Origin of the sequence: Streptomyces sp. NPDC058198, assembly GCF_042882605.1 — a bacterium.
Classification (GTDB): Bacteria; Actinomycetota; Actinomycetes; order Streptomycetales; family Streptomycetaceae; genus Streptomyces.
The window spans coordinates 22,498-36,010 of record NZ_JBHVVP010000019.1 but is presented as its reverse complement, the minus strand read 5'-3'; the positions used below and the strand labels follow the sequence as shown (position 1 = coordinate 36,010).

Sequence of the window (13,513 nt, the reverse complement as noted above, 5' to 3'; positions counted from 1 at the left end):
GCGCACGACCGCCCCCTCCCCGAACAGCCGCACCCACAAAACCAGTAACATTCGGCGCCATGAGCACCCCCACTGGGCCCGCATCCGGCCTGCCTGTACGAATGCCGCGACCCCGTCAGTCGGGGCGCCACCGCCGCCCCGAACCCGTGGCGGCTCCCGAAGGTGCGCCCGCGCTTGTTCTCGCCGTTCCCGGCACCCCTTCGCCCGCCGTCCGCGGACTGGCCGAAGAAGTCATCAGCATCGCCCGCTCCGAGCTGCCGGGGCTGAACGCCGTCATCGGCTACCTGGACAGCGACGACGCCGAATACCCCACGCTGCAGAGCGTCCTGACCGGGGCCGCCACGCAGCGTACCGAACGCTATGAGCTGGCGAAGGCCGCGGGCCGCGAGGCCGCCGAGCCCGAGGGCCCCGCGGCCGTCGTCGTACCGCTGCTCGCCGGTCCCGACCGTGGGCTGGTCGGGCGGATACATCAGGCTGTCGCGGACAGCGGCGCGACCGCGGAGCTGACCGATGTCCTCGGTCCGCACCCGCTGCTCGCCGAGGGTCTGCACGTGCGCCTGTCGGAGGCCGGTCTGGCTCGCGCCGACCGCGCCAGGCTGTTCACGGTCGCCACGGCGGCCGACGGGATCGTGCTGGTCACGGTGGGCGGCGAGGAGGCCGTCCAGACCGCGGGGATCACCGGGATGCTGCTGGCCGCGCGCCTCGCCGTGCCGGTCATGGCCGCCGCGCTCGACGTGGAGGGCTCGGTCTCCGCCATCGCCGCGCAGCTGCGCGACGCCGGTGCGACCCAGCTCGCGCTCGCCCCGTATCTGGTCGGCCCCGAGCTGTCCGGGGGACTGCTCGACGCGGCCCTCAAGGAGGCCGACTGCGCCGCAGCCGAGCCGCTCGGCGCCTACCCGGCGATCGGCAAGCTGGTCCTGTCCAAGTACGCGACGGCGCTGGGCATCGCGCCGCAGCCGCAGGGGACACCGACCCACTGACACGCCCGTTCGTACGGGGAGACGGCAGGCCCGTACGTATGGAAAGAGCCCGCACCGGACCGCTTCGGGGCGGGCCCTTCCGCGACCGTGGCGGGCCGCTGGAGGGCCGTACGGATGGGCCTGGCACTGGCTACCCGGCCCCGGGTCAGCCGAAGATCACGCAGGAGGCCGCGGGGGCCTCGATGGAACCCGCGCGGACCGGGATGCCGGTGGCCGTGTCGATGTCGAACCAGGTCACATCGCCGGAGTGCTCATTCGCGGCGTAGAGCCGGCGGCCCGTCGGGTCCAGTGCCAGGTCACGCGGCCAGCGGCCGCCGCAGGGCACCGTGGTGACCAGCTCCGCCTTCTCGTGCGTCGCGTCGAGCGCGAGGACGGCGATGCTGTCGTGCCCGCGATTGGCCACCCAGACGAACCGGCCGTCCCGCGCCACGACGACCTCGGAGGCGAAGCTCTCGACCTGCGCGCCGTCGGGCAGCAGGGGTGTCTCACCGACCGGTTCGAGCAGGCCGGCCGCCGCGTCCCAGCGGCAGACGGTGAGCGTCGGTTCCAGCTCGTTGACCACGTACGCGTGGCCGCCGGCCGGATGGAAGGCGAGATGGCGCGGTCCCGTCCCCGGGCGCAGCGCCGTCTCACCGTGCGACGTCAGCTCCCCCGAGCCGGCGTCCAGGGCACAGATCCGTACGGAGTCGGTGCCGAGGTCGGTACCGAGGACCCAGCGCCCGCTCGGATCGGCCACCACCTGATGCGCGTGCGGACCGCGCTGCCGGTCCGGGTGCGGTCCGTCGCCCTCGTGCTGGAGCACCGCGCTCGCGGCCCCCAGCGTGCCGTCCGCGCGGACGGGCAGCACGGTGACACTGCCCGAGCCGTAGTTGGCGGTCACCAGATGTCCGGCGGCGAGCGTGAGATGAGTGGGGGCCGCGCCGCGCACCGGTACGGGCTCCCCCATCAGCCGGGGCGCCCCGTCCCGGGCGTCGGCTTCCGGTACGCGGAAGGCCGCTGCCGCGCCCTCCTCCTTCTCGGAGACCGCGTAGAGCACGGCGCCGTCCGGCGCGAGTGCGAGGAAGGACGGGTCCGCGACGGCGTCGGTCGCTCCACGCTCCGTCAGGGCTCCGGTCTCCGCGTCCACGGCCGCGGCGATGATGCCGCGGCCCCCTGCCGAGGTGAAGGACCCGATGAAGGCCCGCCCGTCGTTCCTGCCGCTCACAGTGTGTGTCCCCTCTTCGGCTGATCCTCAACGGCCCGTCCGCTGACGTCCGGCCGAACGGTAGCAGGCGGTCTGGACCAATCAACCGGTCCGGAGGCCGCTGTCGAGCGGGGACCGGAGCGACATGTGCCGCCCCTTGGGCACGGCGGGGAACCGCGCACAAGGGGCGGGGAGTGCCTCGGCCGGAAGACGGTCAGAAGACGTTCACGCCGTAGGCGGCGAGCGCCTCGACGACCGGCTGGTAGAAGGTGGTGCCGCCGGAGGAGCAGTTGCCGTTGCCGCCGGAGGTCAGGCCGTGAGCGATGGTGCCCGACCACAGCGGACCGCCGCTGTCGCCGGGCTCGGCGCAGACGTTGGTCTGGATCAGGCCGTAGACGACGTCGCCGCCCCCGTAGTTGACGGTCGCGTTCAGACCGGTGACGGTGCCGGTGTGCACGCCGGTGGTGCTCCCGCTGCGTACGACGGACTGGCCGACGGTGGGGTTACGGGCGGTGGTGATGTCCTGGAAGGCCCCGCCGAAGGTGTTGACCCCGCCCTCCGCCTGGCTCTGGTCGCCGTACTTGATGAGGCCGTAGTCATTGACCGGGAAGCTGGACCCGATTCTGGTGCCGATGGACCAGGCGCTGCCGGCGTTGGTGCAGTGGCCCGCGGTCAGGGCGTACTTGACGCCGGCGCTGTCCTGCACGTTGAAGCCCACCGTGCAACGGACACCCCCGGGGCCGTAGATCGTGTCACCGCCCCTGACGAACGGGGTGAACGTACCGGGCGTACGGTTGATCTTCAGGGCGCCGGCCGGCGCCTTCACGGCGTTCTTGAGCGCGGTGACCTCGGCCGCGCCGACCGTGCTGTCCACCGTGACGACGACCTTGCCGGTCGTGACGTCGGTGTACCACGCCGTGCCGGCGATGTCCGCCTCCAGGACGGCGGCGTCGGCCACCGCGAGCTGCGAGGCGGTCGCGGTGGATCTGCCGGCGTCGTCGGCCGTGGCGGTCGGTGTGACCACGGTGGCGACGGCCAGAAGACCGGACGCCACAGCCATCAGGCCTGCGCGCCGGGTGAATTCAGGGTTCACAACATCCTCCGATGAACGTTCCAGGGGGCAGGGGACGCACGGCCGGGAGACGAACGACCCGCGACTGAATGGTCATGCCCATATCAATGACGTGAGCGCATGCTCCCCGCCGTGCGTTGTCACGACAAGGCGCGGAATGAGCCGTGCGACGGCGGCGGGCCGCCCTGCCGGGCAGCCCGCCGGTTCCGCTGGGGCACCGGGCCCTGGTACGAAGTGGTCAGAACACGCTCAGGCCGTAGGCGTTGAGCGCCTCGAGGATTGGCTGATAGAACGTGATGCCACCGGAGGTGCAGTTGCCGCTGCCGCCGGAGATGATGCCGACGGCGGTGCTGCCCTGGAAGACCGATCCACCGCTGTCGCCGGGCTCGGAACAGCTGTTGGTCCTGCCCAGGCCGCTGACGGTGTCGGCCCCGTAGTTAATGGTCACGTTCAGAGCGGTGACGGTGCCGCAGTGCACGCCGGTGGTGCTGCCGCTCTGGCAGACGGGCTGGCCGACGACGACGCTGCCGGCGGTGGTGATGTCCTGGTAGGTGCCGTTGTGCAGGGAGACCCTGCCGTCCGCGGCGGCCGGGTTGGAGTGCTGGATGAGGCCGTAGTCGTTGTTCGGGAAGCTGGTCGCGACCGTCGTGCCGATATTCCAGTTCCTGCCGAGGTTGGTGCAGTGGCCCGCGGTCAGGGCGTACTTGGTGCCGCCGCTGCTCTGCACATTGAAGCCCAGCGAGCAGCGGACGCCGGAAGCGGTGATGGCCTCGCCGCCGGCTATGAGCTTGGTGAACGTGCCGGACGTGCGGTTGATCTCCAGCGCGCCGGCCGGCGTCCGCACGGCCCTCTTGAGCGTGGCGACCTCGGCCGCGCCGACCCTGCTGTCCACCGTGACGACGACCTTGCCGGTCGTGGCATCGGTGTACCAGGCCGTACCCGCGATGTCGGCCTCCAGGATCGCGGCGTCGGCCACCGCGAGCTGCGAGGCGGTCGCTCTGGATCTGCCCTCGTCGGCCGTGGCGGTCGGTGTGACCAGGGTGGCGACGGCCAGAAGACCGGACGCCACAGCCATCATGCGTACGCGCCGGGCGAATTCAGGGTTCACAGCATCCTCCGATGATCGTGTGCAAGGGGCAGGATGAACGGCCGCAAGACGAACGGCCCGTGGGCGAGCCACCAATTCGTCATGCCCACATCAATTACGTGAGCGCATGGTCCACGCTGCGCGTTTTCACGACAAGACGCGGATTGAGCCGCGAGCGGCGGGCTTTCCCAGCCATCTGCCGCCCACCTGGCGCCCACCGGCCCACCACCAGTGGCCCCACCGGGCGCTCACGGTCGGCGGCGGGCATCTATCGTATGAAATGAGGACATCATCCGTTCGGGCAGGAGGACCTCATGGCTGGACTGACCGGCAGGAAAGCGCTGGTGACGGGTGGCAGCCGCGGGATCGGGGCGGCGATCGTGCGCCGGCTGGCCGCCGACGGCGCGTCCGTGGTGATCAACTATCGGACCAGCGCGGAAGCCGCGGAGGCGCTGGCCGCCGAACTGGACGGGGACGGGCACCGCGTGCGTACGGCGCAGGCCGACGTCGGCGATCCCGACGCCGCGCGGGCGCTGGTGCACCGGGCGGCCGAGGAGATGGGCGGCCTCGACATCCTGGTGAGCAACGCCGGCATCGAACACTTCGGTCCCCTCGCATCCCTCACGTTCGCGGACTACCAGCGGGTGTTCGACGTCAATGTCGCAGGACAGCTGTTCGCGACGCAGGCCGCGGCGGCGGTGATGGGAGAGGGCGGCCGCATCGTGCTGACCTCGTCGGTCAGCGCCCGCATCGCCGTGTTCGAGCACAGCCTCTACGCCGCGAGCAAGGCGGCCGTGTCCGCGCTGGCACTCAACCTCGCGCCCGAGCTCGCCGCCCGGGGCATCGCCGTCAACGTCATCGCGCCGGGCGGCACCCGCTCGGACATGTCCGCCGAGAACGGCGGGCACTACATCCACCCGGCGTTGCGTGACCTGCCCCCGGAGACACTGTCCCGGATCTCCAGCGCCTGGGGCCGGTTCGCCGAGCCCGAGGAGATCGCCGCCGCCGTCGCCTTCCTCGTCTCGCCGGACGCCTCCTACATCACGGGATCGACCCTGGCCGTCGACGGCTGCCGGATGTGACCCGTAGGCCTTTACGACCTGGTGCACGATAGCCAGCGGGCTCCCGACGCCCTGCGACTCCGCCTCCGGCGTTGTCGTCAGTCGACGACGCTCCGCGTCGCCTCCCTCCTCCGCCTTGGATGCGAAGCCGCATGACGCCGCTCGCTGATCCACTGGCTATCGTGCACCAGGTCGTTACTATCCCAAGGGAAGCAGTGAGGTGACAGAGGGGATCCGCCGCCATGGTCATGAGCTGCACGATGGACGAGCACGACCACCACGATGTCTACGCGGCCCAGTGCCCGTGCCGTGAGGTGCTCGACCTGTTGGCCAACAAGTGGTCGGCGCTGGCGATCGGTGCCATGGCGCAGGGGCCGCAGCGCTTCGGGATGCTTCAGCGACGGCTGGACGGCATCAGCCCGAAGGTACTGACCAATACGCTGCGCCGCCTCGAAGGCATGGGCTTCGTCGACAGGACCGTCTATCCGTCCGTGCCGCTGCACGTGGAGTACGCGCTGACCGACCTCGGCCGGAGCGTGGGCGAACCGCTCGCGCAGCTGCGGGACTGGGTCGAGCGGCACCTCGACAAGATCGGGCCGGCGGGCGGGACGGCCGGCGAAGGGCGCTGACAGTGGGCTTGGCATGCTGGGACGCATGAGCACTTCGCGCATCCCGGCGGTCATCTTCGATCTCGACGGAACACTCGTCGACAGCGAGCCGAACTATTACGAAGCCGGGCGCCGGCTCCTCGCCCAGTACGGCGTGGCCGACTTCAGCTGGGAGCACCACAGCCGTTTCATCGGCATCAGCACCCGGGAGACGCTGGAGGCGCTGCGCGAGGAGTACGGGATCACCGCACCGCTCGACAAGCTGCTGGCCGAGCAGGACCGGCTCTATCTGGAGCGGGTGCGTGCCTCGACGGAGGTGTTCCCGCAGATGCGGACGTTCGTGGAGCGGCTGCGTGCCGAGGGCGTCCGAACGGCCGTGGCCTCCGGTTCGTCCCGCGCGGCGATCGACGTGGCGCTGGGCGTCACCGGACTGAACGCGTACTTCACCACGACCGTCTCCGCCGAGGAGGTCCCCCGCGGCAAGCCGGAGCCGGATATTTTTCTGGAGGCCGCGCGTCGGCTGGGCGCCGGGCCGGCCGACTGTGTCGTGGTGGAGGACGCCGCGCCGGGAGTGGCGGCGGCGCACGCCGCCGGGATGCGCTGCGTCGCGATTCCCTATGTCCCTGGCACGGCGTCCGATCCGGTCTACGGCACGGCGGGTCTGCTCTTCCCCGGCGGCCAGGGCGAGTTCACCAGCGAGGTCGCGTACGAATGGCTCCTCGGCGCCGGCCACGGCCCGGTCAGGCGTGCCAGCAACCCGTGACAGCACCCGGCCGGGTCACCTCAGCTGCCGCCGTACCAGTTCGTGCAGGTGTCCGCCCGTATCGGCGAGCAGCGCGCCGGGCGGGCCCTGCTCCACGACGCGTCCTTCCGACATGACGATCACGCGGTCGGCGTCCATGACCGTGGAGAGCCGGTGGGCGATCACCAGCCGGCTGGCCCGCAGGCTGCGCGTGCTCTCGGTCACGACGCGCTGGGTCGCGTTGTCCAGCGCGCTGGTGGCCTCGTCGAAGAACAGGACGCGCGGACGGCGGATCAACGCCTGAGCGATCATCAGACGCTGCCGCTGCCCGCCGGAGATCGCGCTGCCGCCGGAGATCATCGTGTGCAGGCCCATCGGCATGCGCTTGATGTCCTCCGCGAGACCGGCCATCTCGGCGGCCTCCCACGCCTCCTCCTGGGAGAACGGCTCGGCGCCGCGGATACAGTCCAGGATCGACCCGGTGAGCGGCTGGGCGTTCTGCAGGACGACCCCGCACTGCCGGCGCACGGCCGCCTGATCGAGAGCGGCCAGGTCCTGTCCGTCGTACAGCACGCTGCCCGAGACCGGCTTGTCGAATCCGATGAGGAGCCGGAGCAGCGTCGACTTGCCGCAGCCGCTGGGACCGACGATCGCCACGAACTCGCCAGGCCGTACTTCGAGGGAGACGTCGTCCAGGATCAGCGGGCCGTCGTCGGAGTAGCGGAAGGAAAGCTTCCTGGCCTCGATCCCGCCGGACAGCACGCCGGGCTGGGCGCTGGTGGCGCGGACCTCCGGTGCCTCGTCCAGGACCGGTTTGATCTGCTCGAACATCGGCAGCGCCGCGACCGCCGAGACGAACGCGCCGGTCAGCTGGGTGACGGAGGTCAGCAGCATCGTCACGGCCGTGTTGAAGGTGAGGAACGCGCCGGCCGACATACTGCCGCGAGCCGGTCCTGCCAGCAGCATGAACATGATGAGCGAGCAGAGCGGCAGATAGACCGCGTCGAGGACGGTGGTCAGATTCCTGATCCGGCCCGCCCGCTGCTGCAGTTCACGGGAGCGGGCGAACTCGCCGGCCCAGGCCGCGTACGCGAAGCTCTCCGCCGCCGCGACGCGGAGCTTGGGCAGCCCTCGCAGGGTCTGGAACGCCTGGTTGTTGAGCTTGTTGCCGAGCTCCACCAGCCGTCGCTGCCAGCGCACCTGCCACAGTCCCATCCCGAGGAACACGGCTGCGATGACGACCAGCATGGCGATGGCCGCCAGCGCGAGCGGCACGCTGAACCAGAGCAGCAGAGCGAGGTTCATCACACCGACCGTGCTCGCCTGTACGGCCACCGGGCCGATCCCGGACAGCACCCGGCGGATCGAGCTGATCCCCATCGCCGCACTGGCCAGCTCTCCGGTGGAGCGCTCGGTGAAGAACTTCGTGGGCAGCCGCAGCAGCCGGTCCCAGACGGCCGGCTGCAGCACGCTCTCGATCCGGCCCTCCATCCGCAGCAGGGTGAGGTTCTGCATCAGCGTGAAGGCCGCGGTGACGATGCTGGTGATCATGACGGCCAGTGAGACCTGGACGATGAGGCTCTTCTCGGCGTTCGGCACATAGACCCCGAGGACCTGCCCGGTCGCGATCGGCACCAGCGCGCCGAGACCGACCGTCACCAGCCCGCTGAGCACCAGATTGCGCGCGTCCACGCCGGTACCGCGCAGGCTGAAACGCATCAGCCGTCCCAGGGTCATGGGCCGGTCGGGCAGCGGCCGGTAGAACATGACCGCGCGGGGCTCGAGTTCCTCGGCGTTGCCCTCGCCGATACGCATCCGCAGCCCCGAGGCCGGGTTCACCGCCTCGTATCTGCCACGGCGCCACAGCAGCGCGATCGGCGCCCCCGACTTGGCCCAATGGCCCACCAGGGGGCCGGCGTCCGTCCGCCACCAGGGCCCGTCGAGCCTGACCGAGCGGGTACGGATCCGGGCGCCGACGGCGATGCGCTCGACCGGGCCGACGCGGTCGTTGACCGGACCGCTCTTCGGCGGCTCGGAGAGCGTGATCCCACCGGCCCTGGCGACCACCCGGCAGATGGCGAAGGCCGCGTCGTCGCCGGTCTCCCGGGTGCCGGACGGGCTCCGCCCGGCCTTGGCGGGTCTGCCGATGGAGGCGATCAGTGCCTGGTCCGCCCGTGCGCGGACCGTTTCGCCCGCTCTGATGCCCGCCGCGGTCCTGTCGGCGTGCGCGCGCTCCAGCTGTTCGATCCAACGGTCCACGGCGGACAGCAGCCGGTACTGCTGATTGACCATCCGCTGCCACATCGCGCCGTCGACCAGCAGGTCACCCGCGGCGTCCGCGCCGAACGTGGCGCCGTACCGCACGCTGCCCGGGGCGACCGGCATCCACAGGATGTCGTCGTCCGCCATGGCCTCGTCGCCGCCGGGGCGGCCGTCCAGCGGCGCTTCGAACAGGACGCCCAGGCCGCGCGCGGTGCCGAGCGCGAACGCGTGCTCCAGCGGCGTCGGCGCCCAGGTCGGGTCCGCGTAGGTGCCGGCGTCCGTGTAGACATCCACGGGAGCGTGGGCGTCCGGGTACGCGTAGGCGTCCGCGGAGGACGGGTCGTACGCGGAGGGGTGCAGCTCCCGCAGCGGGATCCGGCGCAGCAGGCAGTCCTGCGAGGGCTTGCCGAGCAGGGTGTGCTGCGGGCCCTCGACCGGGCCGAGCAGCAGCGTGCCCGCTTCGAGGCGCCCGAGGAAGTGCCAGTGCCCCTGCTGGGCGGCGTCGACCGCAAACAGGTCCAGCGCCCCGCCCACGACGAGCCACAGCACCTGCGGTCCCTCCAGCGGCACGCTGCCCAGACCGCTGGGGTCGACCGGTCTGCCGAGTCCGCCCAGGGAATGGATCACCGCGTCGGTCCCGGAGGGATAGACGGGCGGCTCCGCTGACGGAGTAACGGATGACACCTCAGTGCTCCTTGACCAGCTCGGAGTACGGCCCGCCGGCCGCGACCAGGTCCTCGTGCCGGCCCCGTTCCACGATCGAACCGTGGTCGAGCACCACGATCTCGTCGCTGTCGCGCACCGTGCTGAGCCGGTGGGCGATCACGACGCAGGCACAGCCGCGCCGCCGCAGATTGTCGATGACGAGCCGTTCGGTCTGCGCGTCCAGGGCGCTGGTCACCTCGTCGAGGACCAGGATGCTCGGCCGTCGGACGAGTGCCCTGGCGATCTCCAGCCGCTGCCGCTGCCCGCCGGAGAAGTTGCGGCCGTCCTGCTCCACCCGGCTGTAAATGCCGTCGGGACGCCGGACGATCACGTCGTCGTAGAGGGCGGCGTCCTTGAGGGCGGTGACGACGGCGTCGTCCGGTATGGAGGGATCCCACAGGGCCACGTTGTCGCGGACCGTCCCCTCGAAGAGGAAGACGTCCTGGTCGACGAAGGAGACCGAGGCGGCGAGCGCGCCACGGGAGATGTCCTCCAGGCGCTGCCCGTCGATGCGGATCGTCCCCTCCCACGGCCCGTAGAGGCCGGAGATCAGCCTGGAGACCGTGGACTTGCCACTGCCGGAGCCGCCGACGAGTGCGACCTGCCGGCCGGGCCCCACGGTCAGCGAGAAGCCGGAGAGCAGCGGTGGGTCCAGCGGGCTGTAGCCGAAGGTGATGTTCTCCAGCCGCACATGGCCCGTAAGCCTGCGCGTGCTCGTCTCCGGCGCGCGGCGTGTGTACAGCGCGTCGGCCGGGAAGCTCTCGACGTCCTTCAGCCGGGCCACATCGGCCGCGAAGTCCTGGACCCGGCCCGCCACCCCGTTCAACCGGGTGATCGGCGCGGTGAAGCGCGTCACGAGCGCCTGGAAGGCGACGAGCAGACCGATCGAGAGGTGGCCTTCGACCGCCCGCAGGCCGCCGATCCAGAGGATCAGCGCGCTGTTGAGCGTCGCGAGGGCCGGCGCGACCACGGCGAGGGCCGCGGTCGGTACGCCGAGGCGCTGCTGCTCCTCCAGCGTCGTCGCGTGCTGGCCCGCCCAGCGGCGGAAGTACCCGTTCTCGCCGCCGGTGGCCTTCATGGTCTCGATCAGCTGGAGGCCGGTGTACGAGGTGTTCGTCAGCCGGGCGGTGTCCGCGCGCAGCTTCTGGGTACGGGTCGCCCGCAGCCGGATGACGATCCGCATCGCGACCACGTTGAGCAGGGCGATCAGCACGCCGACGACCGTCAGCTGAGGGTCGTACGTCCACAGCAGGAGGGCGTAGAGGATCACCACGACCCCGTCCACCCCGGCGGCGGCGAGGTCCCGTGCCAGAGTCTCGGCCACCGCGTCGTTCGACTGCAGCCGCTGGACCAGATCGGCCGGGCTGCGCTGGGCGAAGAAGGTGACGGGCAGCCGCAGCAGGTGGCGCAGGAACCGGGCGCTGCTCAATGTGGACGAGATGATGCGTCCGCGCAGCAGGTTCGCCTGCTGCAGACCGGTCAGCACCGCTGTGAGCGCCACCATCGCGGCCATGGCCGCGAACAGGGGGCCGAGCAGCGAGGTCTGCTTGCCGATCAGGAACATGTCGATGTACGTACGGCTCAGCGCGGGTACGACCGCGCCGACGGCGACCAGGAGGAGACTGGCGAGCAGCGCGGCCAGCAGCGTGCCCGTCGTGCCGCGCAGCCTCGCCGGCACGGCGCCCAGGACGCCCCGTCTGCGGCCGCCGCCGCGGAAGCCGGCCGACGGCTCGAAGACGAGCGCGACCCCGGTGAAACTGGTGTCGAAGTCCTCCGTCGTCACGAAGCGGCGGCCTTTGCCGGGGTCGTTGATGTGTACGCCCCGGCGGCCCAGCTTGCGTCCCATGCCGTCGTAGACGACGTAGTGGTTGAACTCCCAGAACAGGATGGCCGGCGCCTGGACCTCGGCGAGGGCCGCCGGCTCCATCTGCATGCCCTTGGCCTGCAGACCGTAACTGCGCGCGGCCTTCAGCAGATTGCTGGCCCGGGAGCCGTCCCGCGATACGCCGCACGCGATGCGCAGCTCTTCGAGCGGGACATGCCGCCCGTAATGGGCGAGCACCATGGCGAGCGAGGCGGCCCCGCACTCCACGGCCTCCATCTGGAGGATGGAGGGGGTACGCACCGCCTTCCGCTTCGTGGCCTTGGGGGCCTTCCGGGACCTCCCGGCCCGCGGGGAACCGGGGCGATGGCGGCCGTGGCCCGGTGGTGCGAGCTGCTCCCGCGGCGTCGCGGATGCCTGCGGTACGGTCACGGAAGCAGCCAATCGATCGGACGCTGGTCGGCCAGGTGGATGGTGCCGGTGGTGAGTGTCATGGAGTCGACCGCGTACGGCGGTCCTGCCGAGGACGACCAGGTGTAGCCGGACGCGGTACGCGACGAGGGGTCCAGTCGCACCAGGACCGGGACGGGCTGACCGTCGGTGGAGAACTGCTCGCCCAGCTGGCTGTTGCCCAGGAAGCCGGCGATCTGCTGGGCCGTCCGGCCGGTCCGGCCGACCGACTTCACCCGGCCGCGCAGCACCCCGTACCGCTGGGCGGGCACCGACTGGACCGTGAGCTCCACCGAGGCCCCCACGGGGACCGCTGATCCGCTGTCGGCCGGCAGGTACAACACCGCCATCAGGGGATCGTCCGCGCTGTCGACGCGCTCCACGGCAGCGACGTCCGCACCGGTGGTGACCACGGAACCGATCGTGGCGACCAGGGTCGTCACCCGGCCCGCGGCGATCGTGCGGACGACGGTGGATCCCTCCGCGGTCCTGACCTTCAGAAGAGGGCTGTCTGCGGGAAGGCGCTGGCCTTCCTTGACGAGTACGTCGGTGACCTGGCCGGCGACCGGGCTCTGCAGGACGTAGCTGCCCTGCGCGTGGTTGAGGATTCCGGCGGCGCTGACGGTGGACGACAGGGAGCCGGTCACCGCCCAGACGGCCGCGGCGGCCATGACGACGACCGTGACGGCCAGGACCAGACAGCCCTGGGGCCGGGCGAAGCGCACCGGCAGGTCGATCTCCTCGGGCGACTGCAGCTTGGAAAGGGCCTGTTGGCGGAATTGCACGACACTCTTCCCTTCCGGGCCTGGGCGGCCGCGTGCCCCGGAACCTGGAGCGGATCCGGGGCACATGGCGCGGACTGCCGGCCGGGGAGCCGACGCGCCGTCGTCACCTATGCGTGGCAGTGCCGCTCAGCGGCACCTGACCGGCTCAGAGACCGGAGACGAGGCCCGTGCCCGAGACGAGGCCGGTGGCGGTACCGACGAGGCCCGTGGCGGTGCCCACGACACCCGAGACGGGGGCGACGGAGTCGGCGGTGGCCACGACCGTGCCGACCAGACCGTCGACGAGACCGCCGGACACGTTGTCCAGGTCGCTGTCGGAGATTTCCTGGGTCTCAACCTGCGGGGTGAAGGACATGATGTGGGCTTCCCTTCGCGCTGATATTTCGGAATTGCTGCGGTGACCCCATGCGGGCATCCGAAACCGGAAGACCTTCGTGGGACCGCCGCAGTGCGAAGGATCAAAGCATGCGGGCGCATTGCGCAGCCAATCGGGAGGCGCCCTCGGCGCGACCTTTCGCGCTTTCGAAATGGCCGGGCGTGCACATACGTCCACGAAGCGATGACAGCATCTTCACACATTCGCACGAGTGAATTACCGCAGGCAGGGCCCCCTCTCGACTGCGAACACGACATTCCGCACCAAAAGTCCGACACCTCGGCCGATTCACGAAGACCTCTGGGAGATGGTGTGCCGTCCGGGTAACCGGTGTGCAGATTCGCGAGAGGCCGCACCTTTCCGCCGGGTGGCACCCCCTC

General features: G+C 70.9%; 11 protein-coding genes. 4 read left to right on the top strand and 7 right to left on the bottom strand.

What is annotated here, in order from left to right:
* Positions 1-59 precede the first annotated feature (59 nt).
* A complete protein-coding gene (locus ACFVWW_RS32995; RefSeq protein ID WP_384190924.1) occupies positions 60-980 on the top strand; it encodes a sirohydrochlorin chelatase in 921 nt (306 codons plus the stop codon).
* Between the two features lie 145 nt (positions 981-1,125).
* On the opposite strand, the gene ACFVWW_RS32990 is transcribed toward ACFVWW_RS32995, so the two are convergent.
* From ACFVWW_RS32990 to ACFVWW_RS32980, 3 genes are all read right to left on the bottom strand, one after another.
* Entirely contained in the window at positions 1,126-2,184 is a 1,059-nt protein-coding gene (locus ACFVWW_RS32990; RefSeq protein ID WP_386877986.1) for a lactonase family protein, read from the bottom strand.
* Between the two features lie 193 nt (positions 2,185-2,377).
* Positions 2,378-3,223, bottom strand: coding sequence for a S1 family peptidase (locus tag ACFVWW_RS32985; protein WP_386878149.1), 846 nt, complete (start codon positions 3,221-3,223; stop codon positions 2,378-2,380).
* Between the two features lie 250 nt (positions 3,224-3,473).
* Positions 3,474-4,313: a S1 family peptidase gene (locus ACFVWW_RS32980; RefSeq protein WP_384337074.1), complete on the bottom strand. Its 840-nt coding sequence runs from the start codon at positions 4,311-4,313 to the stop codon at positions 3,474-3,476.
* A gap of 323 nt (positions 4,314-4,636) precedes the next feature.
* Here ACFVWW_RS32980 and ACFVWW_RS32975 point away from each other — a divergent pair, with 323 nt between their 5' ends.
* The 3 genes from ACFVWW_RS32975 to ACFVWW_RS32965 all read left to right on the top strand — a co-directional run bounded on the left by ACFVWW_RS32975 (position 4,637) and on the right by ACFVWW_RS32965 (position 6,754).
* Entirely contained in the window at positions 4,637-5,404 is a 768-nt protein-coding gene (locus ACFVWW_RS32975) for an SDR family NAD(P)-dependent oxidoreductase (protein WP_386877985.1), read from the top strand.
* Positions 5,405-5,643: 239 nt separating this feature from the next.
* Positions 5,644-6,012 carry a winged helix-turn-helix transcriptional regulator gene (locus ACFVWW_RS32970; protein WP_384337054.1) on the top strand — a complete coding sequence of 123 codons (369 nt, stop codon included), beginning with the start codon at positions 5,644-5,646 and terminating at the stop codon, positions 6,010-6,012.
* A gap of 25 nt (positions 6,013-6,037) precedes the next feature.
* Positions 6,038-6,754, top strand: coding sequence for an HAD family hydrolase (locus ACFVWW_RS32965; RefSeq protein WP_386879464.1), 717 nt, complete (start codon positions 6,038-6,040; stop codon positions 6,752-6,754).
* 15 nt (positions 6,755-6,769) lie between these two features.
* Here ACFVWW_RS32965 and ACFVWW_RS32960 read toward each other — a convergent pair whose 3' ends face one another.
* From ACFVWW_RS32960 to ACFVWW_RS32945, 4 genes are all read right to left on the bottom strand, one after another.
* Entirely contained in the window at positions 6,770-9,679 is a 2,910-nt protein-coding gene (locus ACFVWW_RS32960) for an NHLP bacteriocin export ABC transporter permease/ATPase subunit (protein ID WP_386879465.1), read from the bottom strand.
* Between the two features lies 1 nt (position 9,680).
* Positions 9,681-11,954, bottom strand: a complete 2,274-nt coding sequence (locus ACFVWW_RS32955) for an NHLP family bacteriocin export ABC transporter peptidase/permease/ATPase subunit (RefSeq protein ID WP_386879466.1) — start codon at positions 11,952-11,954, stop codon at positions 9,681-9,683.
* Positions 11,951-12,757: an HlyD family efflux transporter periplasmic adaptor subunit gene (locus ACFVWW_RS32950; RefSeq protein WP_384190943.1), complete on the bottom strand. Its 807-nt coding sequence runs from the start codon at positions 12,755-12,757 to the stop codon at positions 11,951-11,953. The genes ACFVWW_RS32955 and ACFVWW_RS32950 overlap by 4 nt, the downstream gene beginning before the upstream one ends.
* 145 nt (positions 12,758-12,902) lie before the next feature.
* Positions 12,903-13,112: a type A2 lantipeptide gene (locus ACFVWW_RS32945; protein WP_384190946.1), complete on the bottom strand. Its 210-nt coding sequence runs from the start codon at positions 13,110-13,112 to the stop codon at positions 12,903-12,905.
* Between the last annotated feature and the right edge of the window lie 401 nt (positions 13,113-13,513).

Bases quoted from the DNA above. Each gene is read 5' to 3' on its own strand.
- ACFVWW_RS32995 (WP_384190924.1), top strand. From the start codon at position 60: ATGAGCACCCCCACTGGGCCCGCATCCGGCCTGCCTGTACGAATGCCG.
- ACFVWW_RS32985 (WP_386878149.1), bottom strand. From the start codon at position 3,223: ATGGCTGTGGCGTCCGGTCTTCTGGCCGTCGCCACCGTGGTCACACCG.
- ACFVWW_RS32980 (WP_384337074.1), bottom strand. From the start codon at position 4,313: ATGATGGCTGTGGCGTCCGGTCTTCTGGCCGTCGCCACCCTGGTCACA.
- ACFVWW_RS32975 (WP_386877985.1), top strand. From the start codon at position 4,637: ATGGCTGGACTGACCGGCAGGAAAGCGCTGGTGACGGGTGGCAGCCGC.
- ACFVWW_RS32970 (WP_384337054.1), top strand. From the start codon at position 5,644: ATGGACGAGCACGACCACCACGATGTCTACGCGGCCCAGTGCCCGTGC.
- ACFVWW_RS32965 (WP_386879464.1), top strand. From the start codon at position 6,038: ATGAGCACTTCGCGCATCCCGGCGGTCATCTTCGATCTCGACGGAACA.
- ACFVWW_RS32945 (WP_384190946.1), bottom strand. From the start codon at position 13,112: ATGTCCTTCACCCCGCAGGTTGAGACCCAGGAAATCTCCGACAGCGAC.